At 61.7% G+C, this 23408-nt stretch carries 25 protein-coding genes; 9 read left to right on the top strand and 16 right to left on the bottom strand.

Annotated features, from left to right (window positions below):
* Positions 1–7: 7 nt before the first annotated feature.
* Positions 8–1312: a serine hydroxymethyltransferase gene (glyA, locus tag ACQ5ID_RS05160; RefSeq protein ID WP_429911393.1), complete on the bottom strand. Its 1305-nt coding sequence runs from the start codon at positions 1310–1312 to the stop codon at positions 8–10.
* Between the two features lie 284 nt (positions 1313–1596).
* Here glyA and ACQ5ID_RS05165 point away from each other — a divergent pair, with 284 nt between their 5' ends.
* Positions 1597–2025: a MucR family transcriptional regulator gene (locus ACQ5ID_RS05165; RefSeq protein ID WP_429911394.1), complete on the top strand. Its 429-nt coding sequence runs from the start codon at positions 1597–1599 to the stop codon at positions 2023–2025.
* A 19-nt stretch (positions 2026–2044) separates the two neighbouring features.
* Here ACQ5ID_RS05165 and ACQ5ID_RS05170 read toward each other — a convergent pair whose 3' ends face one another.
* From ACQ5ID_RS05170 to ACQ5ID_RS05200, 7 genes are all read right to left on the bottom strand, one after another.
* Positions 2045–2290 (bottom strand): DUF6898 family protein, encoded by a 246-nt coding sequence (locus tag ACQ5ID_RS05170; RefSeq protein WP_429911395.1) that lies wholly within the window; start codon positions 2288–2290, stop codon positions 2045–2047.
* Positions 2290–3504: a 5-aminolevulinate synthase gene (hemA, locus tag ACQ5ID_RS05175; protein WP_429911396.1), complete on the bottom strand. Its 1215-nt coding sequence runs from the start codon at positions 3502–3504 to the stop codon at positions 2290–2292. The genes ACQ5ID_RS05170 and hemA overlap by 1 nt, the downstream gene beginning before the upstream one ends.
* Before the next feature lie 130 nt (positions 3505–3634).
* On the bottom strand, positions 3635–4531 hold the full coding sequence (gene mmsB, locus ACQ5ID_RS05180) for a 3-hydroxyisobutyrate dehydrogenase (RefSeq protein ID WP_429911397.1): 897 nt from the start codon (positions 4529–4531) through the stop codon (positions 3635–3637).
* A 34-nt stretch (positions 4532–4565) separates the two neighbouring features.
* A complete protein-coding gene (locus ACQ5ID_RS05185) occupies positions 4566–5615 on the bottom strand; it encodes an enoyl-CoA hydratase/isomerase family protein (RefSeq protein ID WP_429911398.1) in 1050 nt (349 codons plus the stop codon).
* A gap of 24 nt (positions 5616–5639) precedes the next feature.
* Entirely contained in the window at positions 5640–6047 is a 408-nt protein-coding gene (locus ACQ5ID_RS05190) for a type II toxin-antitoxin system VapC family toxin (RefSeq protein ID WP_429911399.1), read from the bottom strand.
* A complete protein-coding gene (locus ACQ5ID_RS05195; RefSeq protein ID WP_429911400.1) occupies positions 6044–6301 on the bottom strand; it encodes a type II toxin-antitoxin system Phd/YefM family antitoxin in 258 nt (85 codons plus the stop codon). Before ACQ5ID_RS05195 ends, ACQ5ID_RS05190 begins: the two co-directional genes overlap by 4 nt.
* Before the next feature lie 72 nt (positions 6302–6373).
* Positions 6374–7510 carry an isobutyryl-CoA dehydrogenase gene (locus tag ACQ5ID_RS05200; protein ID WP_429911401.1) on the bottom strand — a complete coding sequence of 379 codons (1137 nt, stop codon included), beginning with the start codon at positions 7508–7510 and terminating at the stop codon, positions 6374–6376.
* 51 nt (positions 7511–7561) lie between these two features.
* Here ACQ5ID_RS05200 and hemB point away from each other — a divergent pair, with 51 nt between their 5' ends.
* Positions 7562–8545 (top strand): porphobilinogen synthase, encoded by a 984-nt coding sequence (gene hemB / locus ACQ5ID_RS05205; RefSeq protein ID WP_429911402.1) that lies wholly within the window; start codon positions 7562–7564, stop codon positions 8543–8545.
* A gap of 5 nt (positions 8546–8550) precedes the next feature.
* Here the strand turns inward: hemB and ACQ5ID_RS05210 are convergent, their stop codons facing one another.
* From ACQ5ID_RS05210 to ACQ5ID_RS05225, 4 genes are read right to left on the bottom strand one after another with little or no spacing between them, the layout of a single operon-like run.
* Positions 8551–9168: a Shedu anti-phage system protein SduA domain-containing protein gene (locus ACQ5ID_RS05210; protein ID WP_429911403.1), complete on the bottom strand. Its 618-nt coding sequence runs from the start codon at positions 9166–9168 to the stop codon at positions 8551–8553.
* Between the two features lie 3 nt (positions 9169–9171).
* Positions 9172–9804 carry a trimeric intracellular cation channel family protein gene (locus ACQ5ID_RS05215; protein ID WP_429911404.1) on the bottom strand — a complete coding sequence of 211 codons (633 nt, stop codon included), beginning with the start codon at positions 9802–9804 and terminating at the stop codon, positions 9172–9174.
* A complete protein-coding gene (locus ACQ5ID_RS05220) occupies positions 9801–10661 on the bottom strand; it encodes an NAD(P)-dependent oxidoreductase (RefSeq protein ID WP_429911405.1) in 861 nt (286 codons plus the stop codon). The genes ACQ5ID_RS05215 and ACQ5ID_RS05220 overlap by 4 nt, the downstream gene beginning before the upstream one ends.
* Before the next feature lie 22 nt (positions 10662–10683).
* Entirely contained in the window at positions 10684–11154 is a 471-nt protein-coding gene (locus ACQ5ID_RS05225) for a flavin reductase family protein (protein WP_371394582.1), read from the bottom strand.
* Between the two features lie 85 nt (positions 11155–11239).
* On the opposite strand from ACQ5ID_RS05225, the gene ACQ5ID_RS05230 reads away from it, so the two are divergent.
* The 6 genes from ACQ5ID_RS05230 (at position 11240) to ACQ5ID_RS05255 (ending at position 17639) form a co-directional block, all read left to right on the top strand.
* The gene (locus ACQ5ID_RS05230; RefSeq protein ID WP_429911406.1) at positions 11240–12136 is read left to right on the top strand and encodes a flagellar motor protein MotB; all 897 of its coding nucleotides are present in this window, start codon (positions 11240–11242) and stop codon (positions 12134–12136) included.
* Positions 12137–12248: 112 nt separating this feature from the next.
* Positions 12249–12977, top strand: a complete 729-nt coding sequence (locus tag ACQ5ID_RS05235) for an arginyltransferase (RefSeq protein ID WP_429911407.1) — start codon at positions 12249–12251, stop codon at positions 12975–12977.
* A gap of 81 nt (positions 12978–13058) precedes the next feature.
* Complete coding sequence (locus ACQ5ID_RS05240) at positions 13059–14174, top strand: TRAP transporter substrate-binding protein (RefSeq protein WP_429911408.1); 1116 nt, start codon at positions 13059–13061, stop codon at positions 14172–14174.
* A 3-nt stretch (positions 14175–14177) separates the two neighbouring features.
* Positions 14178–14966, top strand: coding sequence for a TRAP transporter small permease subunit (locus tag ACQ5ID_RS05245; protein WP_429911409.1), 789 nt, complete (start codon positions 14178–14180; stop codon positions 14964–14966).
* Positions 14966–16540, top strand: a complete 1575-nt coding sequence (locus tag ACQ5ID_RS05250; RefSeq protein ID WP_429911410.1) for a TRAP transporter large permease — start codon at positions 14966–14968, stop codon at positions 16538–16540. The genes ACQ5ID_RS05245 and ACQ5ID_RS05250 overlap by 1 nt, the downstream gene beginning before the upstream one ends.
* The gene (locus ACQ5ID_RS05255) at positions 16533–17639 is read left to right on the top strand and encodes an AI-2E family transporter (protein WP_429911411.1); all 1107 of its coding nucleotides are present in this window, start codon (positions 16533–16535) and stop codon (positions 17637–17639) included. Before ACQ5ID_RS05250 ends, ACQ5ID_RS05255 begins: the two co-directional genes overlap by 8 nt.
* Here ACQ5ID_RS05255 and ACQ5ID_RS05260 read toward each other — a convergent pair.
* From ACQ5ID_RS05260 to parC, 3 genes are all read right to left on the bottom strand, one after another.
* On the bottom strand, positions 17636–18637 hold the full coding sequence (locus ACQ5ID_RS05260; protein WP_429911412.1) for a M48 family metallopeptidase: 1002 nt from the start codon (positions 18635–18637) through the stop codon (positions 17636–17638). The genes ACQ5ID_RS05255 and ACQ5ID_RS05260 overlap by 4 nt on opposite strands.
* Positions 18638–18662: 25 nt before the next feature.
* Complete coding sequence (locus tag ACQ5ID_RS05265; RefSeq protein ID WP_429911413.1) at positions 18663–19211, bottom strand: LemA family protein; 549 nt, start codon at positions 19209–19211, stop codon at positions 18663–18665.
* A 213-nt stretch (positions 19212–19424) separates the two neighbouring features.
* Entirely contained in the window at positions 19425–21677 is a 2253-nt protein-coding gene (gene parC, locus ACQ5ID_RS05270; RefSeq protein WP_429911414.1) for a DNA topoisomerase IV subunit A, read from the bottom strand.
* Positions 21678–21780: 103 nt separating this feature from the next.
* Here parC and ACQ5ID_RS05275 point away from each other — a divergent pair, with 103 nt between their 5' ends.
* Positions 21781–22665: a DUF4365 domain-containing protein gene (locus ACQ5ID_RS05275; protein ID WP_429911415.1), complete on the top strand. Its 885-nt coding sequence runs from the start codon at positions 21781–21783 to the stop codon at positions 22663–22665.
* Here ACQ5ID_RS05275 and recO read toward each other — a convergent pair.
* The coding region (recO, locus tag ACQ5ID_RS05280; RefSeq protein ID WP_429911416.1) for a DNA repair protein RecO at positions 22660–23408 on the bottom strand (749 nt) is incomplete at its 5' end. The two genes, ACQ5ID_RS05275 and recO, sit on opposite strands and share 6 nt — an antisense overlap.

Raw genomic sequence — 23408 nt, forward strand, 5'->3', positions numbered from 1 at the left:
CGGACTCCTAGCCAAGATCGGGATAGATCGGGAAGCGTTTGCACATGGCGATAACTTCCTCGCGCACGCGCGCTTCAACCTGCGCGTCGCCGTCACGATTATCGGCCAGCGCATCGAGCACCTCAGCCATCATTTCTCCGACGCGGCGGAATTCTGCCACGCCAAAGCCGCGTGTCGTCCCTGCCGGTGCGCCAATACGCAGACCCGAGGTGACGGTCGGCTTTTCCGGATCAAACGGCACACCGTTCTTGTTGCAGGTCATGTGGGCGCGTTCCAGCGCCGCCTCGGAGATGTCTCCGGTCAGCTTTTTCGGGCGCAGATCGATTAGGGCCAGATGGCTGTCGGTGCCGCCGGAAACCACCGCGTAACCGGCATCTGACAGAGCTCCGGCCATGGCCCGGCAGTTCTCCACCACATTGGCGGCATACTGCTTGAACTCAGGACGCAGCGCCTCGCCGAACGCAACGGCCTTGCCGGCAATGACGTGCATGAGCGGGCCGCCCTGCAGGCCGGGGAACACAGCCGAATTGATCTTCTTACCGATATCCACATCGCGTGAAAGCACCATGCCGCCGCGCGGGCCGCGCAGCGTTTTGTGCGTCGTGGTCGTCACCACATCGGCATAAGGCACCGGGTTGGGATAGACGCCTGCTGCCGCCAGCCCGGCGAAATGCGCCATATCGACCAGAAGCAGCGCGCCAGCCTCATCGGCAATTGCGCGGAATTTCTCGAAGTCGATCTCGCGCGGATAGGCCGAACCACCGGCGATGATCATTTGCGGGCGCAGTTCCAGCGCCTGCTCGCGCAGCTTGTCATAATCGATCAGCGCATCGCTCTCACGCACACCATAATGATGCGCCTCGAACCATTTGCCCGACATGTTTGGCCGCGCGCCGTGGGTCAGGTGCCCGCCGGCCGAAAGGTCGAGGCCAAGGATACGGTCGCCAGGTTTCAGCAGAGCCAGAAACACGGCCTGATTGGCCTGGCTGCCGGAATTGGGCTGAACATTCGCATAGGCCGCGCCGAACAGCTTCTTCGCGCGCTCAATCGCCAGCTCTTCGGCGATGTCGACAAACTCGCAGCCGCCATAATAGCGCTTGCCGGGATAGCCCTCGGCATACTTGTTGGTCAGGGGCGAGCCTTGCGCCTCGAGAACAGCGCGGCTGACAATGTTCTCCGACGCAATCAGCTCGATCTGATCCTGCTGCCGGCCAATCTCCTTTGCGATGGCGCTGGCAATCTCCGGGTCGCGGCTGGCGAGCGTTTCGGTGAAAAACCCGTTACTGGTGGTTTCCTGGGCTGCATCCGGCATCGGCGACTCCCTCTTGGCGATCTGTCGGTTGTCCCTGAAATACGCCCTGGCGAAGCGCTTCACAACCATACACAGCCGCACATGTTGAAAAGACGCACCAACAGCGGGGCGCAGACTTTGCGATCTCCTGGCGGCAGCCGCGAAACCCGGCTTCGGCCCGCTGCGATTTCTTCTGCATAAACTTACTGGTATTGGCAGACCCTATACTTGTTTGCTCAACCAAAGCAGTTTACACAAATTGGAAATTGGGTCCTCTCAACAAAAGCGAATGTCAGGTGATGAATATGACCGAAGACAACACTCCCCCGATCGATCAGGAAGAAGTACTGCGGATGACCACCGATATCGTGGCATCCTACGTCGCCAACAATACCATTTCCGCCGACGGGGTTCCGGATATCATCCGTCAGGTACATGGCGCACTGCGCGAACTGACCGGTGGTGAAGCAAAACCCGAAGCCAAGGCCAAGCCTGCGGTCCCAGTGTCCCGGTCTGTCACCGACGACTACATCATCTGCCTTGAAGACGGCAAAAAGCTCAAAATGCTCAAGCGCTATCTGCGCTCGCAATATGACATGTCGCCGGACGACTATCGCCGCAAATGGGGCCTGCCCTCCGACTATCCGATGGTGGCACCGGCCTATTCGCGCCGCCGGTCTGATTTCGCCAAGGAAATCGGCCTTGGCCGCGGTGGCCGCAAGTCACGCAAGTAAGTTACGGACTCTTTACGGGTCAGACGATGACGCCCCGGCCTTTTGGCCGGGGCGTTTTTTGTGTGCCATCAATATCGAGGCCCAGACGGCGCGCCAGCTTGCGCAGGGCGACCCGTTCCAGATCATGCCGGGCCGTGCGCGCAGGGCCGAACACGATCACCTCGGTTCCTGTCGCGGCATCGATGGCCGCCAGCCGGACCGAATCAGCAAGTCCCTGATATTCGAAGATGATCTCCCGGCCGGGCAGTCCGCCGCGGCCAGACATCAGGCGACCTTCGCGTTCGCGTATTTCGCATAGACCGCCTGGAGCGCATCAATCAGCTGATCGAACATCTCGTCCGTGTGCAGCGGCGATGGCGTGAACCGCATCCGTTCGGTGCCTTTTGGCACGGTCGGGTAATTGATCGGCTGCACATATATCCCGTGCTCGTCCAGCAGCGCATCCGTGATCCGCTTGCACAGCACAGGATCGCCGACATGCACGGGAACGATGTGCGTCTCGGACTCCATGACTGGCAGTCCAGCGTCCTTCATGCGGCGTTTAAGCGTGGCGGCACGCTCCTGATGCGCATCACGCAGATGGGAGGCGGATTTGAGATACTCCACGCTGGCGCGTGCACCCGCGGCCAGCACAGGTGCCAGCGAGGTCGTGAAGATGAAGCCCGGCGCCCAGGAGCGGATGGCATCGCAGATCACCGCGTCTGCCGCGATATAGCCGCCCATCACGCCAAAAGCCTTGCCCAGCGTGCCTTCGATAATATCGAAACGGTGCATCAGCCCGTCACGCTCTGCCACCCCTGCCCCGCGCATGCCGTAAAGGCCGACTGCGTGGACCTCATCGAGATAGGTCATGGCATTATACTTGTCGGCGAGATCGCACACCGCTTCGAGCGGGCCAATGTCCCCGTCCATGGAATAGACAGACTCAAGCGCGATGAGCTTGGGAGCGTCCAGCGGCGCGGCTTTGAGCAGCTCTTCAAGATGAGCCACATCATTGTGCCGCCAGACATGTTTCTCGCAGCCAGCCTGGCGCACGCCCTCGATCATCGAGGCGTGATTGAGCGCATCAGAGTAGATGATAAGGCCGGGCAGAATCTTGCCGAGCGTCGCCAGCGTCGCCTGATTGGCGATATAGCCGGACGTGAAAAGCAGCGCGGCTTCCTTCTGGTGAAGGTCTGCCAGAGAGCGTTCCAGCTCCACGTGGTAGTGGGTGGTGCCCGAGATGTTGCGCGTGCCGCCAGAGCCGGCACCGACATCGTCAATCGCCTGCTTCATCGCGCCGGTTACGCACGCGCTCTGGCCCATGCCCAGATAGTCATTCGAGCACCAGACGGTGACTTCGCGCATGCTGCCATCATCGGCGCGGTAGCGGGCCTTGGGAAATTCCCCCTTCTTGCGCAGCAGATCGGCGAACACACGGTAACGTCCTTCCGCGCGGACGCGGGCGACCGAAGCCTTGAACGCTGCTGCGTAATCCATATCGTGTTCTCCTGACCGCTCTGATGGCGGCTATCGGCGCGGGCTATTGCGCATCGTATATGAACTGGTTTCATGCATACCGGAAGGCGGACCGATTGTCGCGCCTTCTAGTTGAAACTGTTTCGCAATTTCACTCCGTCCTGTTGGCGGCGATCATTTCGATAATCCCTGAGAAATCTTTCTCATTCCCGCCGGATTCGGTGAACAGGGTGTAGAGCCTCTCGGCATGGGCACCGAGCGGAATGGCCGCGTCCGCCGATTGCGCGGTCTCGAGCGCAAGACGCAAATCTTTCAGCATCATAGGCGCCGCAAACCCCGGCTTGTAGCCGCGGTTGGACGGCGCAGCAGGGACCGGCCCCGGAACCGGGCAATAGCTGGTCATCGACCAGTTCTGCCCCGATGCCTTGGACGAAATGTCGAAGAAGCGCTGCGGGTCCAGGCCCAGCTTCTGTGCCAGCGCAAACGCCTCGCACGTGCCGATCATGTGGATGCCCAGCAGCATGTTGTTGCAGATCTTCGCCGCCTGCCCGGCTCCGGCATCACCGGCCCGGATCACGGCCTTGCCCATCTTCTCCAGATAGGGTCTTGCCGCCTCAAAAGCCTCTTCAGGTCCACCGACCATGAAGGTCAGCGTGCCGCCTTCGGCCGCCGCCACGCCGCCAGACACCGGTGCATCCACGAACTTGATACCGGCCTTCGCCGCCGCTTCGCCAACGGCGCGGGCCGAATCCACGTCAATCGTCGAGCAATCCATCAAAATGGCGTCGGGCTTCACACGGGCGATGATCCCCTCCTCGCCCTCATAAATGCCCCGGACATGCTTGCCGGCGGGCAGCATGGTCACGACCGCGTCAGCGCCAGAGACGGCCTCCAGCACGCTGGCAGCGGCCTTGCCGCCCTGGCCGGAAAACACGGCGACCGCATCCTGATTGAGGTCAAACCCGCGCACTTCATGGCCAGCCTTGACCAGATTCACGGCCATGCCCGAACCCATATTGCCCAGTCCGATAAAGGCGATCACGGCCATGGTGCGTCCTCCAGATTATTTGTTGTTCAAAGAGTTACGAGAGAAAGCTCTGTTCGCGATCCGCTTCCAGCGGAACGAACATCGCCTCCACGTCTTCGGGGCGCATTTGCGGACCCCATTTGGGTGCATTGTCCTTATCGATGATGACAGCGCGTACGCCCTCGTAGAAGTCCGAACCCTCCACCAGCAGGCGCATGGACACGCGCAAATCCTGCTTCATCACGGTGCGGAAATCGAGGTCTGCACCCTTGCGCAGCGCCGCCAGCGTTATTGCGCAGGAGGTGGGAGATTTCGAATTGAGGATGGAGAGCTGCTTGGCCGACCAGGCATCCCCAGCCGCTTCGAGGCGCGCTTTCATCGCGGCCAGCTCATCACCGGCAAAGGCCGCATCGATCAGCCCGCCCAGATGCGCCAGATCAGACTCGCCCGGATCACCGGCATGGGCCTCCAGAATATCTTCGACGGCCTCGCCATCGGCATCGAGATCGGCGCTTTCCAGCGCCGCGATAAGGGCGTCCTGCCGGTCAGAGGGCACGTAATGCGTCGCCACGCCTGCCGCCAAGCTGTCAGCCGCTTTCAGCCGCGCGCCGGTCAGCCCCATCCACATGCCGGTCTCGCCCTTCAGGCGCGGCAGGAAATAGGCGCCGCCCACATCCGGGTGGAAGCCGATGCCCGTCTCCGGCATGGCAAACATCGTCCGGTCGCCCGCCACGCGGTGCGAGCCGTGAACCGAAATGCCGACCCCGCCGCCCATGGTGATGCCGTCAATCAGCGCGATATAGGGCTTGGGATATTCGAAGATCAGCGTGTTGAGCTGGTACTCATCGCGCCAGAACTTCCAGGCTTCGTCGCCGCCCGCCTTGCCGCTTTCTGCCAGCATGCGGATATCGCCGCCCGCGCAAAAGCCCTTGCCCCCTGCCCCGTCAACGACGACCGCCTTCACCGCGTCATCATCGCGCCAGGCGAGCAGCGCCTTGATGAGACCGTCCACCATTTCCTGATTGAGCGCGTTCAGCGCCTCGGGCCGGTTCAGCGTGATCCGGCCTACCGAGCCGGTTTTGCGGGCGTTTATGAGGGAGGTCATCGGGCCGGAAATCCTTATATGCGTCTAGCGGAGGTCGATGAAGGGCGCGCCAAGCGCCTCGCAGGCTGCTAACAGCCCGGCATCCCGGCTGGCAAGGGGCGCGCCCAGCGTCACCGCCAGCGAAAGGTAGGCGTAGTCGAACAGGGAGAGGCCGGCCGCGAGTGCGCCGTGACCGCTCTCCAAAGTGTCGTCTATCGAGGCCGGAGCGAAGTAGCGGATGCCCAAAGCGTCCAGATTGTCCATCGCATCGCGGTATATCAGTCCCCGCCGTGAAAACCGGACGAACTGATTGCCCACCTCCCACACGAAGATATAGGGCGCGGCCAGTTCGTAATCATCTGACTGCGCGAGCAGCTTTTGCGTGGCGGGCGTTGATTGCGAGGGCAACACCCACGCAATCGCTACCGACGCATCGAGCACGAGCGTGCTCAAGAGCGGCCAAGCTCCTTAAGCTCTTCCCAGCTCAGCGCATCCTCCTCCGGGTCCGGCCGGATGGTCGCGCCAAGGGCGCGAAAGCGTTCTACCAGCTCACGGGCTGGCACTTTTTTGCGGGGTTGCCGTGATGGCACCAGGTCCGCCAGCGGCTTGCCGTGGCGGGTGATGGTGATGGGCTCGCCCGTCTTCTCCAGCTCGTCGAGCAGGCGGGAGAGATGGGTCTTGGCCTCAAGCACGCCGACATATTTCATCGTGGCACCCGTCAATTCTGACTAGAAGTCTGACCATAATAGCGCAAATTCTGGTCAGAATCTATTGCGGGGTTACCGCAACACATCCTTCGCGATGATGACGCGCATGATCTCGTTGGTGCCTTCAAGGATCTGGTGGACACGCAAATCGCGCACGATCCGCTCGATCGGATAGTCCTTCAGATACCCATATCCGCCATGCAGTTGCAGGGCATCGTTGGCTATTTTAAAGCCGAGATCGGTCGCGAACCTTTTGGCCATCGCGCAGTATTTCGGCGCAGCAGGATCATCGGCGTCCAGCGCGGCGGCTGCGCGGTAGAGCATGAGGCGCGAGGCTTCCAGCTCCGTAGCCATGTCAGCCAGCTTGAACTCATTGACCTGAAACGCGGAGATCGGCTTGCCGAATTGCTTGCGTTCCTTGGTGTAGGCCAAGGCCAGATCGAAGGCTTCTGATGCGCCACCAAGCGAGCACGCGCCGATATTGATGCGCCCGCCATTGAGGCCTTTCATGGCGAGGGTAAAGCCCATGCCCTCGTCTGCGAGGCGGTTTTCCACCGGCACGCGGCAGTCTTCAAATGTCACGACGGCTGTGGGCTGCGAGTTCCAGCCCATCTTTTTCTCGTTCGCACCGAAGGAAAGCCCCGGCGTGCCCTTCTCCACCACGATGGTGGAAATGCCCTTCGGCCCGTCCTCACCCGTGCGGCACATCACGACATAAAGGTCAGACACCCCGCCGCCGGAGATGAAGGCTTTCGCCCCGTTCAGCACATAATGGTCGCCATCGCGCACAGCCTTGGTGCGCAGGCTGGCGGCATCGGAGCCCGCTCCGGGTTCGGTGAGACAGTAGGAGCCGATAATCTCCATGGCCGTCAGGCGCGGCAGCCAGCGCTGGCGCTGTTCTTCGCTGCCCCAGCTATCGATCATCCAGCTGACCATGTTGTGGATGGAGATGAAGGCAGCCGTGGAGACGCAGCCGCGCGAGAGCTGTTCGAAGATCAGCGCGGCATCAAGGCGGGTCATGCCCGATCCGCCCACATCATCGCGCGTGTAAATGCCGGCAAAGCCCATCTCGGCGGCTTCCTTGAGGACATCGACCGGAAAGTGCTTTTCCTCGTCCCAGCGCGCGGCATTGGGCTTTAAACGGTCGTCAGAGAATTTGCGTGCGGCGTCCTGAATCAGCGCCTGCTCTTCCGTCAGCTCGAAATTCACGGCAAACCTCCTGACAAGCTCCAACGGTCTTTGGCACGCGAGATAGACGATATGGCCCTGTTTCCCAATACCCGCCTGCGGCGCACGCGCAGCCAGCCCTGGATCCGCGATCTGGTGCGCGAGACCCATCTGACCCCGCACGACCTTATCTGGACTATTGTCGTATCAGACAGCGCCGACCCTATCGAGCCGGTCGAGGCCATGCCCGGCACGGTACGCATGAGCGTCGCCGAAGCCGCGAAAGCCGCAAGGCGCGCGCGCGATCTTGGCATCCCCGCGATTGCCGTTTTCCCGCATATCGACCCCTCCCTGAAGGACGGGTCTGGCAAGGAAGCGCTCAATCCTGACGGCCTCGTCATGCGCGCGGTCACAGCCATGAAGGATGCCGCGCCGGAGGTGGGCATAATCTGCGATGTCGCGCTGGATCCCTTCACCGATCATGGCCATGACGGGGTGATGGAGAAAGGCGTGATCCTGAATGACGCGACCGTCGACCTCCTCATCGCGCAGAGCCTGGCACAGGTTGAGGCGGGCTGCGATGTGCTGGCCCCGTCCGACATGATGGATGGCCGCATCGGCGCGATCCGGGGTGCGCTGGAGGAAGCAGGCCATACCGACACGCTGATCCTCTCCTATGCCGCCAAGTACGCGTCGGGCTTTTACGGGCCTTACCGCTCCGCCATCGGCTCGGCGGCACTGCAGGGCGACAAGAAGACCTATCAGATGGACCCGGCCAACACCGATGAGGCGCTGCGCGAGGTGGCCATGGATATCGAGGAAGGCGCCGACATGGTGATGGTCAAGCCGGGCCTTCCTTATCTCGATATCGTCACCCGTGTGAAGGAAGCGTTCGGCGTGCCGACCTATGCCTTCCAGGTTTCCGGCGAGTACGCGATGATCATGGCGGCGGCGCAAAACGGCTGGATTGATGGCGAACGGGTGATGATGGAGACCCTTACCTGCTTCAAGCGTGCGGGCGCGGACGGCATCCTCACCTATTTCGCGCCCACGGCTGCGGAGATTCTGGGGGAGTAGGTGGCCTAAGTAATTGGCTTGACGTTACTGTAGGGCCCTCTTGGTTGACGATCATGGGCCTCAGCCATTCTCCGCAAATAAGATAATATCCTGTCATATGTACGGATACTAACACCTAGACTTTCAAAATCTCGATTTCTCAGTTCATTGAATTTCTCTGAAATGTTCGCTCGTCGTCCCACATAAATAGTCTTCATTATTAAACTGAATTTTTCGATGTCTAACCCACCCCGCTCTCGGCTGTCTCCGATTGCCCGCGGGTTTCGATCCAACCAACCTTCCCAATCCCTGACTTGCGCTATGCCCTTTCGTACCGATTTTGCAAACTGACCGTCTTTTGTAGTGAGTTGAGCAGTCGGTGATTCCAGTTCGACCAGTTCCACAAACGTGCCTGCTGAACTTCCTTCCAAAACTACGAAATCTGCTCTGTAAGAAGAGCCAAATTGAAATTCAGAAAAAACCGCATACCCATGCGGGTGCATGTTAGCCAGTACCCAGCGGTTGTCTTTTAGGAAAGCTTGTATCGGGCGTTCGTCTTTGGCGATGTCCAAAATATGCTCGAAATGGTCGGCGGCGGCCCCAATCTCGCCGTATGGAATACGGATTTCATACGGGCTGGACATTTCTCACTCCACTCGACCTATCGGCGGCAGCGACCAGCCAAAGAGGATCGCCGCGCCGCGTATGGTGAAAGCCAGCAGCGCCGCGCCAATGGCCGCGATACTCGTCATCACGCCGAGCTGGATAGCGAGGATATAGGCGGACGCCCCGGCGAGCGCCGCGAGCGCATAGATTTCCGCGCGCAGGATCAGCGGCACTTCGTTGACGATGATGTCGCGTAAGAGCCCGCCAAACGCCGCACTCATCACGCCGGTCAGCGCCGCGATGGACCAGTGCGCCCCGGCGGCAAGGCCAGCTTGTGCGCCGATCACACAGAACACGCTGAGGCCCGCCGCATCCGCCCAGACCAGAGCTTTCAGCCGGATGCCCTTGCCACTGGTAACCAGTGCGGAACCGTAATAACCCGCCACACCGCCGATCAGCGCCAGGGCGAGATATTCCGGCGCATTGACCCAGTAGACGGGCAGACTGCCCAGGATCATGTCGCGTAGCGTGCCGCCGCCCATGCCGGTGACCGCGCCGAGGATGGCCGCGCCGAACGGATCAAGCCGGTTGCGCGCGGCAATGATGCCGCCCGAAACGGCGAACAGGAACACCCCTGCGTGATCGAGAACGGAGAAGAGAAGCTCGACGCTCATTCGCGGTTCAGCCGCGCGATCAGGCTGGAGGTATCCCAGCGCTTGCCGCCCATGGCTTCCACTTCCGCGTAGAACTGGTCGACGAGCGCGGTGACGGGCAGTTTGGCCCCATTCGCCCGCGCTTCTTCAAGCGCGATACGAAGATCCTTGCGCATCCACTCAATAGCAAAGCCAAAATCGAACTTGCCCTGATTCATGGTCTGCCAGCGATTTTCCATCTGCCAGCTCTGCGCAGCGCCCTTGGAGACCGCGCTGATGACGGTTTCCACGTCCAGCCCGGCAGCCTGCGCAAAGTGAATGCCTTCCGACAGTCCCTGCACCAGCCCGGCTATACAGATCTGGTTGACCATCTTGGTCAGTTGGCCAGCTCCGGCAGGCCCGGCATGGACGATGGCCTTGGCATAGGCCTGCATGACCGGCTCGGCCTTGGCGAAACTGTCCGTATCACCGCCGCACATGATGGAAAGCTGCCCGTTCTCCGCACCCGCCTGCCCGCCAGAGACCGGCGCATCGACAAAGCCGATGCCGCGCGCAGCGGCCGCCTCATGAAGCTCGCGGGCGAGCTGGGCCGAGGCTGTGGTGTGGTCGACGAGCACTGAGCCGGGCTTCATGTGCTCGAGCAACGGCAGGGCAATCGCACGTACATCGGGATCATCGCCCAGGCACATGAAGACGATATCTGCGCCGCTGGCGGCCTCTTCGGGTGTGCTGGCTGCAATGCCTGCATGCTGGTCCGCCCACGCCTTCGCCTTGGCACCGGTACGGTTCCAGACCCGCACCTCATGGCCCGAAGCCTTGAGATGTCCGGCCATCGGAAAGCCCATCACGCCCAGTCCCAGGAAGGCAGCCATCGTCATGAATAGTTTCTCCCGAGGCGCTTCAGTGCGCCGCTGCGAATACCGAACGGTGGAAGACCAGCGCCGGGGCAGTGCGTGGCCGGTCAAAGGCCGCTACCCGCCCGACAATGATGATGTGGTCGCCGCCCTCATGCACGGCGTCCAGCGTACATTCGAACCGGGCAATGGCGTCTCTTACCAGCGGCACGCCGGTTGTGCCTTCGGTCCACTGCCCGCCTGCCCGTCCCAGATCGTCATCGCGCGCGCAGGCCAGCGCCAGCGCCTCCTGATCGGCACCCAGCACGTTGATGGCAAAGCGCGGCGCAGAAGCGAACTGGTCATAGCGCAGGCTGGCCCGGTCCAGCGACCACAGCACCAGGGGCGGCTCCAGCGACACGGACGCAAAGGAATTGATGGTGAGCGCGCGGGCGCGCCCCTCCTCCAGCACCGTGACCAGAGCCACGCCGGTAGGGTAACAGCCAAGAGCGTCGCGAAAGGTGCGCGCAGTTTCCAAAATTTGCCTCCGTCCGGGCCTTCAACCCGCCCTTAACCCTGTTCGTATAGCTTGGCGATAGAACAACAAGAAATGCGGGTGTGAGATGTCTGCCGGTCGACCGATCATCATCAAGAAAGTCAGGAAAGCCGCACATGGTCATCATGGCGGCGCGTGGAAAGTGGCATATGCCGATTTCGTCACAGCGATGATGGCCTTTTTCCTGCTGATGTGGCTGATCAACTCGGTTGATCAGGAGCAGTTGCGCGGCGTTGCAGACTATTTCTCGCCCTCTACCGTCAGCACGGATAATTCCGGGTCTGCGCCCTTGCGCCTGATGCCGCCGCGCGGCGATCAAGGCGTGTCCAGCCCCGATATGGCGTTTCTGGAGCGCAATCCAACCTCCCATGCACCCGGTTCCGGATCGGACGATACGCCCGATGATGGCCGGGGCAGTCCGCGTGACGTCGCGCAGGACGCGCTGACCAGCGCGCTGGCACGCCGCGAGCAGGCAGAGTTTGAAAGCGCCGAAATGTCACTGCGTCAGGCGCTGGAAGAAATGCCGGAGCTGGCTGAGCTGTCACGTCACCTGATCATCGATCAGACCCCCGAAGGGCTGCGCATCCAGCTCATCGATGAAGAAGGCCGCCCGATGTTCAACGCCGGGGCTACCCGGCCCAATGAGCGCGCCATCGTGCTGCTGCGCGCGGTTGCCGATGTGGTGGATCGCCTGCCCAACCGCATCACGATCTCCGGTCACACTGACGCCTCCCCGGTTCCGGCCAGTGCGCCGTCCAACTGGGAGCTGTCCTCCGCCCGCGCCAATTCCGCGCTGCGCGTATTGCAGGAACGCGGCATTTCCGATGACAGGGTGTCCGATGTGCGCGGGAAGGGCTCTGCCGAGCCGCTCTTCCCCGATGATCCCTACATGGCCGGCAATCGCCGACTGTCGATCGTCCTGCTGCGTGAAGCGCCAGTCCTGCCGCCCGGCGGCGCGCTGTAAGCTCCCAGCCCTTGTATGAAAACTGGCTGTTCCGGCAAAACCACGCTGGCGCTACACTGGTTCCGACCCTGATGCGGATTCGCCGCTAAGGGGGTGAGGAACCAGAGCCGCCGTGACGCACCCGTTCACCACGCGCCAGCTGCCGTTTTTCCTGACGGCACCAACGCCCTGCCCCTATCTGCCAGGGCAGCTGGAGCGCAAGGTGTTCACGCGGGTGGACCCTTCTGATGGCCCCGGCCTCAACGATGCGCTGACCCATGCCGGTTTCCGCCGCTCGCAATCCATTCTCTACCGGCCGGCCTGTGAGCGCTGCTCGGCGTGCAAGTCGGTGCGGATACCCGTGGCAGAGTTCACGTTCTCACGCTCCCAGCGCCGCATCCTGAAACGCAATGACGATCTCAGGGCTGATATCCGCCCGGCTGATGCCACTACCGAGCAATTTGCCCTGATGAGCCGCTATCTGGAATCGCGTCACGGCGATGGTGATATGGCTGGCATGCACTTCCTCGACTATGTCGGCATGGTGGAAGACGGCATGCAACGCACGCATATCACCGAATACCGCGATGCCTCCGGCCATCTCGCCGCCGCCGCCCTCGTTGATGAGCTCCCCGACGGGCTATCGCTGATCTACAGCTTCTTTGACCCCGACCGGGCCGATCTCAGTCCCGGCAAGTTCATGATCCTTGATCATGTCCGGCGCGCCAGAATGGCCAGCCTGGCGCATGTCTATCTGGGCTATTGGGTCAAGGGCAGCGCCAAGATGGACTACAAGGCGCGCTATTCCCCGCTGGAAGTCCTCGAACCTGCAGGCTGGCGGCGGTTAGAGGCTGGCGAGTAGGTTAAACCCTGCTATGGAAGGGGAAAGGCCCGTCCGTGAATCGGGCCATGGTGCCAATCAGGCACATTCGGGGAGATAATCATGGATCGCAGGACATTCCTGAGCGGTGCCACCATCGCGACCGCCGCAGCCGCAACCGCCTGTTCACAGGAAACACCGGGTGATGTGGCCGCTCCGGCTGTAAACCGGCGGCGCACCCGCCGCCTGCGTATGGTCACCACCTGGCCTGCCAACTTTCCAGGGCTGGGCACCGCTGCGGACACGACCGCGCGCCTGATCGGTGAAATGTCCGGCGGCGAGCTGGAAGTGCAGGTCTATGGCGCGGGCGAGATAGTCGGCGCGTTCGAGGTTTTCGACGCGGTCTCCAACGGCGTTGCGGACATGTATCACGGCGCGGAGTATTACTGGCAGGGCCGCTCACCGGCCTATAATTTCTACTGCGCCGTACCCATGGGCCTCACGGCTACCGAGATCATGGCGTGGGTAGAGTTTGGCGGCGGCCAGGAATTGTGGGACGAGCTGTCGGCCCAGTTCAACATCAAGCCCTTCCAGGCTGGCAATACCGGCCACCAGATGGGCGGATGGTTCAAACGCGAAATCAACGCGCTGTCGGATTTCAGGGGCCTGCGCGTGCGCATGCCCGGCCTTGGCGGCGATGTGATCCGCGCGCTCGGCGGCGCGGCGGTCGCGCTTTCTGGCGGTGAAATCTATCAGGCCCTCCAGTCCGGCGCGATTGACGCCACCGAATGGGTCGGCCCGTGGAACGATCTGGCCTTCGGCTTCTACCGCGAGGCACCCTATTATTACGGCCCCGGCTTCCACGAGCCGGGCTCCGCGCTCGCCATCGGTGTCAATCTGGGCGTCTGGGAGAGTCTCCCGGCCCAGCATCAGGCCATCGTGCGCGCGGCCTGCCGCGCGGCCAACAACCAGTCGATTGCCGAATTCACCCACCATAACGGGATCGCGCTGCAAACGCTGATCGAGGATCATGGCGTCCAGCTCCGCAACTTCTCAGACGAGATATGGCGCGAGGTCGGCCGGGTCAGCGAAGAGGTCGTCGCCAACGCGGCCAATGCCGACGCGCTGTCCCGGCGGGTCTATAACAGCTACATCCAGTCGCGCCGCCGTTCACGCGAGTGGGCGAACGTATCCGAGACGCCCTATCTGCAGATGCGCGAACTCGTGCTCGGCGGATAAACCATGCGGGCGGGGGACTGGCTGCTTCTGGCTCTCATTGCGCTGACACTGGCGCTGATCGCTGCCGACCAGCTCAGTGGCGGCGCAGTGCAGGGCTGGATCGCATCCGATCTCTCCGCGCGCGGGCGCGATCTGGGTATCGCTCTGGGCTGGGTGGGATGGGGCCTGACGCCCGTTGTCGCGCTCCCGCTTCTCGCGGCTCTGTGGATTGTAATCGCCGCTCCGCCCGCCCTGATGACAGCGGCACTGGTCTATACCAGCCGCGTTATTGACGCCGTGAACCGGGCGATTGGTGACGCCGCCCGCTGGTTTGCGCTGGCACTGGTTCTTGTTACCAGCCTTGTTGTCATTCAGCGTTATGTTTTCGGTGTTTCCATCACAAAGTTGCAGGAAAGCATTATCTATCTGCATGCGCTTTTATTCCTGCTGTCGAGCGCGGTGACGCTGCTGGCGGGCGGACATGTCCGCGTCGACATTTTCTACTCGCGCCTGTCTGCCAGGGCGAGGGCGTGGACCGATATCGCGGGCGTCTATCTGGCGCTGATCCCGATGTGCTGGCTGATCCTGGACACCTCGCGCTCCTATGTGGGCGGCGCGTGGCGGATACTGGAGCGCTCGCGCGAGAGCGACGGCCTGCCTCTGGTCTTCGCACTGAAAACCGCCATTCCCGTCTTCGCCGTGATGATGATAGCGCAAGGGGTCTCTATGGCGGCCAGGGCGGCGCTGACGCTCGGCGGCAAGGACACCCCGGAAGAGGGGTTGCGCGAAGACACGCCGAAGGTGGCGCTGTGATGGATATCCTGTTCGTCGCCCTGCCCTTCCTGATGTTCATTACAGCCGTCGCGGCGTTGCTGCGCGGCTTCCCGGTGGCTTTCACACTCGCCGGTGTCGCCATCCTTTTTGCGCTGATCGGGCTGACGCTGGGCGCGTTTGATCCGCTCCATTTGCGCGCATTTCCACAGCGCATCTACGGCAACATCATGGAGATGGACAAATCCATCCTGGTGGCTGTGCCGCTTTTTGTGTTCATGGGCGTCATGCTGGAAAAGTCGCGCGTTGCCGAGGAATTGCTCGAAGCCATGGGCGCGCTCTTCGGCTCACTGCGCGGCGGGCTTGGCATCTCGGTGGTAATCGTCGGCGCATTGCTGGCGGCATCTACCGGGATTGTCGGCGCGACGGTCGTGACCATGGGCCTGCTCTCCCTGCCGACCATGCTGCGCCGGGGCTATGATCCGGCGCTGGCCAGCGGCTCCATCGCCGCGTCCGGCACGCTGGGCCAGATCATTCCACCTTCCATCGTGCTGATCCTGCTGGGCGACCAGCTCGGCTCCGCCTATGCCCGCGCGCAGCGTGAACAGGGCATTTTCGCGCCAGACATCCTGACCGTGGGCGATCTGTTTGCGGGCGCGCTGGTACCCGGCCTGCTGCTGGTAAGCGCGTATATCATCTACCAGATCGTCATCGCGATAATCCGCCCTGCCGCCTCTCCTGCCATCCCCAAGGAGGAGCTGAACGCGGACATATTCAAGGCCCTGCGCGCACTGGTGCCGCCGCTCGGCCTTATCATCGCCGTCCTTGGCTCCATCCTCTCCGGCCTTGCCACACCAACCGAGGCCGCCGGTGTCGGCGCACTCGGCGCGACGCTGCTGGCGGGCTTCCGCAATGCCGGTGCCAGCACCAATCCGCGCGGAGGCCGCTGGCTGGTAGCTATCGGCGCGATCAGCCTGCTGGCGCTGATTGCCGCTGCCGTCCTGTTAAATCTGCGTGCCGGAGCCGATGGCTCGACGCGCCTCTTTGCGCTGGCGCTCGGCGCGCTGGCGGCAATCGGTACCGCTGGCGCGATCATCCGCCTGTTCCGCACCGGGGTCCTGGACGAGGTGATGACGCAGACCGCGCGCATCTCCTCCATGGTGTTCGTGATCCTGATCGGTGCTTCCCTGTTTGCGCTGGTGTTCCGGGAGCTGGGCGGTGATGGCAGCGTGCGCGCCATGCTGGAGGCCGTGCCGGGCGGGGTGTTTGGCGCGGTGCTGGTGGTGATGCTCATCATGTTCGTGCTGGGCTTCTTCCTCGACTTTATCGAGATCACCTTCGTGGTCGTGCCAATCGTTGCGCCCATCCTGTTCCTGATGGGAGTGGACCCGATCTGGCTGGGTGTGTTGATGGCGCTGAACCTGCAGACCAGCTTCCTCACGCCGCCCTTCGGCTTTGCGCTGTTTTACCTGCGCGGCGTTGCCCCGCCTTCCCTGCCGACCAGCGCCATCTATCGCGGGGCCATACCCTTCGTTATCATCCAGCTTTTCGCGATCGCGCTGGTGGCAGCCCTGCCCTGGCTCGCGACCGCCCTGCCCAGAATGCTCTATGGCTAGTCAGACACCCGCCAACGATCCGCACACGCCCACACCCGCCGAACGCGCGGCCCTCCAACGCGGCGTGATCGTCGTCATCGCGCTGGCGCTGACCGTGCTGCTGGTCTGGATGGTGAAGGACTATCTGGGCGCGGTGTTCCTGGCGGCCGTGCTGGCCCTGATGCTGACCCCGGTCCAGAACGCCATGACCGGCAAGCTGCGAGGCCGGACGCGTTTATCAGCAAGCCTGCTGATGGTGTCTGTTGTTCTGATAGGCATGGTACCGCTTGGCATTCTGGTCGTGATTGTCGTGCGTGAAGCGATGCAGGTGGGCGAAGCCCTCACCCCCTTCGTACAGGAACAGGTAGCCGCCTGGCGCGAGGCCGGTGGCGGCGTGCCCGAATGGGTGCCCTGGCGCGAGGAAGTGATCCGCTATCAGGGCGAGATCGCCAGCCAGATCGGCAGCTTCGCCTCCACCGCAGGGCGCATCTTCATCAATGCGATGACATCGGCGGCAGGATCCACCCTGATGGTATTCCTGAACCTGATCGTCTTTCTCTACGCGCTCTATTATTTTCTGGTGCACGGGCGCGCCATGACGGCAACGACGCTCAAACTCCTGCCCCTGCGCCCGCGCGACCGGCTATTGCTGGCAGGGCGCGCCGTTTCGACCATCCGCGCGACCATCAAGGGCACGCTTGTCATCGGGCTTGTACAAGGCAGTGTCACCGGGCTGGCGCTCGCCATAGCAGGCGTTCCCGGCGCACCCTTCTGGGGCGCGCTGGCGGGGCTGCTATCGGTTATTCCGGGCATTGGCACGCCGCTGGTCTGGGTACCGGCCGCCGCCTGGCTGATCTATCAGGGCGAAATGGCCGCCGGCATAGCACTCGGCGTGTTCGGCTTTGTCGTGATTATGAATATCGACAATTTCCTGCGCCCGCGCCTCGTCGGCCGGGACGCAAAGATGAGCGATCTCATGGTGCTGATCTCCACGCTCGGCGGCCTGACCCTGTTCGGCGCCATGGGCATCATCATAGGCCCGATGATTGCCGCCCTGTTCAGCGCGGTCTGGCACGTCTATGCGCGCGCCTACGCGCCGCTGCTGGGGGTAAAACCCTAAACCGCAGGCACGGCCCCGGCACGCGGTGGAGGCCGGTTGCCGCCCGCATAGCGCTCCAGCGCGGCGATCCGCTTGTCCATCGGCGGATGGGTGGCGAACAGCCCCGCAAACCCGCTTGAGCGGTCATGCAGGAACATCTGGCGCACCTCGGCCGGCGCACCTTCAACATCCGGGTTACCTGACACCTTCATCAGGGCGGAGATCATCGCGTCCGGGTTCTTGGTCAGCTCCACCGCGCCGGCATCGGCCATGTATTCGCGCTTGCGTGAGAGGGTGAAGCGGATCGCTATCGCCAGCACCCAGGCCAGCGCCGCCATGGCCAGCGCGACAAGGATGAACACGCCCGCATTACCGCCTGATCCGCGCCGTCCGCCGCCAGCGCGCCCTATCGCGCCGTGCAGCATGCCGCGCACCATGATCTCCACGGTGAAGGAGATGATGCCGACAAAGATGATGGAGATGACCAGCAGGCGCACATCGCGGTTGATGATATGGGTCAGCTCGTGGGCGAGTACCGCTTCCAGTTCCTCACGATTGAGCTTTTCCATCAGGCCGCGCGTGACGGTCACCGTAGCCTGCTTCTCGGTGAGGCCCGATGCGTAGGCGTTGAGCGCGGGTGTTTCGATGATCCGCAAGGCAGGCATGGTCAGCCCGCGCGAAATGCACAGATTTTCCAGCAGATTGTAGAGCTCCGGCTCATCATTGCGCGAAACCTTCTTCGCACCGGTGCTCGCATCGATGATTTTCTGATGAAAGAGCCAGGCAATGCCAAACCAGATTATCACGCCGATCAGCACGAACGGCGTCACCATGGGCATGGCGTAGGCGCCCTCAGCGAAGGCAGCGCCGAAATCGGGCTCATAGGCCGAATAGCCGATGACCAGCACGGTCCCGGCATAGACCAGACCCAGGATCAGGAACGGAAAACCCGCCAGCAGCAGGACCGATTTGAGATTATTGTTCCAGATATGGCTGCGAAGGCCGGTCGCTGCGAGCATGACAGGCCTCCGCGTGCCGGTATCCCTAGAACTTCACCGACGGCGCGGCGCGCTCGGATGCCGCAATTTCGAAGAACTCGCGGCCCTTGAAGCCGAACGGACCGGCCAGCACCACAGCCGGGAATTGCTCGATCGCGGTATTGTATTCGGATACCGCATTGTTGAAGAAGCGGCGGGCAGCAGCGATCTTGTTTTCCAGATCGGCCAGCTCACGCTGCAGCGACAGGAAGTTCTGGTTGGCCTTCAGGTCAGGATAGGCTTCCGACAGCGCGAAAAGCTGGCGCAGCGCGCCCGTCAGCATGTTCTCGGCAGCGGCCAGATCCTTCATGCCGGTCGCATCGATGGCCTGCTGGCGCGCCTTGATGACGTTCTCCAGCGTTTCCTTTTCGTGGGTGGCGTATCCCTTCACGGTCTCGACCAGGTTCGGCACGAGATCGTAGCGCTGCTTCATCTGCACATCGATATCGCCCCAGGCCTGATTGGTCGTCTGACGCAGGGCCACAAGGCGGTTGTAGATGAGGATGATGGCCAGGCCGATAACGGCAAGGATGACGAGGATGATGACAAATTCCATGGAATTATCCTTCCCGTGAGGAGGTGGCGGGGCTTGTAGCTTTGACAATTAAACCCAACCGTCCGGCGCGCCAAGCCCGTTGGGCGCCGGTGGCCTGCCCTCGTCCTTCGAGACGCCACTGCGTGGCTCCTCAGGATGAGGGCATTGGTTTTGCTTTTCCCTCATCCTGAGGGTGAGCGAAGCGAACGTCTCGAAGGACGAGGGAAAAGCACCCTAAACCTGCCCTCTCGGCGCAAAACGGCCAGCGCGGGAAAAGCCCTTCGGTGCGAGGCGTCCGGCCTGCGCGCGCTTGCCAAGGAAGAGCTTCCAGTCTTCCACCGGGTGCTTGCGCCCTGCCCCGTCACTCCAGGTCAGGCCCTCTTCGGCGGCAAACACCGTGACATCGCTCACCTCCCCGCCCTTGCCGCCCAGCAGACGCACGCCCTTGCCGCGCGTCATCTCCGGGATCTCATCAAGAGCGAAGACGAGCAGCTTGCGGTTCTCGCCGATAACGGCGGCAGAATCGCCTTTGGCCTCGGTGACCACGATCACTTCGGCACCCTCGACGAGATTCACCAGCTGGCGGCCTGCGCGCTTGATGGCGGGCAGTTCCGCCTCCGGCACGAGGAAGCCATGGCCGGAGCTGGACGCAATCAGCAGCTTGCGCGCCGGGTCATGCTTCACCAGCGCCAGCGGAGCCGAGCTTTCATCGATATCGATCTGCAGGCGCACCGGCTCGCCAAAGCCGCGCCCGCCCGGCAGTTTTGACGCATCCAGCGTAAACACCCGGCCATCGGTGGCAAACAGGAGAAGCTTGTCGGTCGTCTCGCAGCGCACGGCAAAGGCCGTCTCGTCGCCATCCTTGTGCTTCAGGCCTGAGAGGTCGTCCACATGGCCTTTGAGCGCGCGTATCCAGCCCTTTTCAGAGAGCACGACCGTCACCGGCTCTCGCACCACCAGCGCTTCTTCTACGCGGTCGGCCAGATCATCGGCCGGCGCATCGGCAAAATGGGTGCGGCGGCGGCCAATCGCGGTGCGCGGGCCGAAGCTCTCGCGCACGGCAGCGATTTCACCATCCACCTTCGCCCATTGCTGCTCGTCACTGGCAAGGAGGGCTTTCAACCCGGAACGCTCCTCGCCCAGCCGGTCAGATTCCGCGCGCAGCTCGATCTCCTCCAGCTTGCGAAGGGAGCGCAGGCGCATATTGAGGATCGCCTCGGCCTGCCGCTCGGAAAGCTGGAATTCGGCCATCAGATCGGGCTTGGGCTCATCACTCTCGCGGATAATGGCGATCACCCGGTCGAGGTTGAGGAAGCAGATGATATAGCCCGCCAGCACTTCCAGCCGGTCTTCAACCTGCGCCAGACGGCGCGTGGCCCGGCGCACCACCACCTCGCGGCGATGGTCGAGCCATATCTGCAAGACCTCTTTCAGGCTCATCACGCGCGGCGCACCCTTGGGGTCCAGCACGTTGAGATTCAAAGGAAAACGTACTTCCAGATCGGTCGCCCGGAACATGGATTCCATCAGCACGGCCGGATCAACCGTGCGCGCGCGCGGCTCCAGCACCAGGCGCACATCCTCCGCGCTTTCATCCATCACATCGGCGAGCAGCGGCAGCTTTTTCGCTTCCATCAGGCTGGCAATGCGTTCGACCAGCCGCGCCTTCTGGACCAGATAGGGAATCTCCGTGACGACGATGCGCCAGGTGCCGCGCCCCTGATCCTCTACCTCCCACTTGGCGCGCAGGCGGAAACCGCCCCGGCCCGTCTCATAGGCTTCAAGGATGGAGGCGGCAGGCTCCACGCAGATGCCGCCGGTGGGGAAGTCCGGCCCTTTGACGAATTTCGCCAGCGCGCGCACGTCTGCATCCGGTTTGGCGATCAGATGGCGCGCTGCATCGCAGATTTCAGCGGCATTGTGGGGCGGGATGCTGGTCGCCATGCCGACCGCAATGCCCGTTGCGCCATTGGCCAGAAGGTTCGGGAACGCACCCGGCAGCACGACCGGCTCTTCCTCAGACCCGTCATAGGTCTTGCGGAAATCAACCGTGTCCTCGTCCATGTCTGCCAGCAGCAGGCGGGCCGCTTCGGTCAGGCGCGCCTCGGTATAGCGCATGGCCGCCGCGCTATCGCCGTCCACATTGCCGAAATTGCCCTGCCCCTCGATCAGCGGATAACGGGCGGCAAAGTCCTGCGCCAGACGCACCAGCGCGTCATAGACGGACTGGTCGCCATGCGGGTGGTATTTACCGATCACATCGCCAACCACGCGCGCAGACTTCTTGAACGCCGCGTCGGGATCCAGCTTTAGAAGGCGCATGGCGTGCAGGAGCCGCCGGTGAACGGGCTTCAGTCCGTCACGGGCATCGGGCAGAGCGCGCTGGGTAATGGTGGAAAGCGCATAGGCCAGATAGCGCGAGGACAGCGCATCCTCGAAGCGCTCAGGGAAAATGCGCCCTGCCTCACCAACCGGTTCGTGTCCCATGCCTCGCCTCGCGATTCGCCTTGGGACTTTTATAAGCTATAGGGGGCTCTAGCTGCGAATGATCGGCGCAGCTTGCTCACGGTGTCCAACATGAAAGATTGCAATGTCTTACAACCCAACTGAGAGAATCGGGGTGTCGCGTGTGGAAACGACAGTCACACAAGAGCTCGGCTGGATATTCCGGGAGCAGCTGGTCGCTGATTTTGGGATCGACGCACAGCTCGAAATTGTAGATGGGAACCCCACCGGAAAATTAATCGCCGCACAAATCAAATCTGGTGACAGCTATGCCGAAGAAAAAGACGATCATTTTATATTCAGAGGAAAATTGCGACATCTAGATTATTGGAATGACCACTCTTTGCCTGTTATCTTAATTCTATATATTCCGAAGTACGATAATATATACTGGCAAGTAGTTTCAGAAGAAAATTTAACTCGTACGAATAAAACCTGGAAACTAAATATCCCCAAATCAAATATATTGAATTCACAATCAAAGTACAAACTTGGTCGCTTAGGCGACGGAACTTTGCAACAACAGCGGCTAAGACAAGTTCAATTGCTAAAACCCACCCTTGAAAAATTGGCGTCTGGATCAGATTTATTCCTAGAGACAGAGGAATGGGTTCACAAGTCACTCGGGCGTGGAGATCTTAAACTTATTTTGACAAACAAAGATGGCTCTGAAAGTGTCGTTTTCCATAAAAGCCACTTTTATGCTGGATACAGTTTTTATGAAATACTACAGATTAGATTTCCATGGGCAAAAATATCCGTTGACGAGGATTATTATGATGTTAACTTTTGTGAAAGTGTATATGACATATATAGCAAGTTGTACATTGAACTAGAGCCGATATATCCGTACAGAGTTGGAGCGGGAGAAGTTGCCTTTTATCGTTTGCGGATGGAAATTAGCGATTTTGGGAATCACATACTTCGCTTTTTGGATTATTTAGAGACTGGACACATTCCGAATTCATAGAAGCAGTCCCGCCGATTCCAGCCGCTCAATCAAGCGCGTGCGCGCTTCGGGCAACACCTTGTCAGTCGGCCACAATACGCGCCGCTCGATGAAGTGGGCGGTCAGTTTCAGCCCGGCAGCTATATCGCCCGGCGAGACCTCGCCTGAGCCTGCCATGAAGCCCGGCAGGGCCAGCAGGCGGTCGGCATATTCGGCTCCGGCCTCTGCGCTGACCGCACGCCCGGTGCGGGGGCTGACATATTTGAGACCATGGGCCTGGCCGGTCGCGGCGCATTTCTTCAGATCCATGCCATAGCCGAGATCGGCCAGCAGGCCCGCCTCCCAGCTTATGTAGAGCGCGGGCCAGATATCGATATCGTTTAAGGACGATACCAGCACCTCGAACGCGCCGTAGACGGCCGGGTGGGCCTCACGCTCCGGCAAAGCCAGCACTGCCATGGCGCAGGCGGCATTAAGGCCCGATAGCGCCAGCGGATCATCCATCAGCGCGCCGGCATCGAGCGAGTCCGCTTCCAGCGCGTAATTACCCAGATGCTCGTCCAGCCTTGCCCGCCAGACCGCCCGCACGGCATTGCCCGGCTGCAGGATTGGCCGCATGGCCTTGGAGCGCCCGCCACGCACCAGACCGGGGTGACGTCCATGCTCCGGGGTGAGCAGCTCCACAATGGCGCTGGTCTCGCCGTAATTGCGCACAGCGATGATGCGGCCTGTGTCAGTCCATTCCATGGGGGCCGTCTTTGACG

The sequence above is a fragment of the Glycocaulis sp. genome, assembly GCF_050485565.1.
In the GTDB taxonomy this organism is placed as follows: Bacteria; Pseudomonadota; Alphaproteobacteria; order Caulobacterales; family Maricaulaceae; genus Glycocaulis.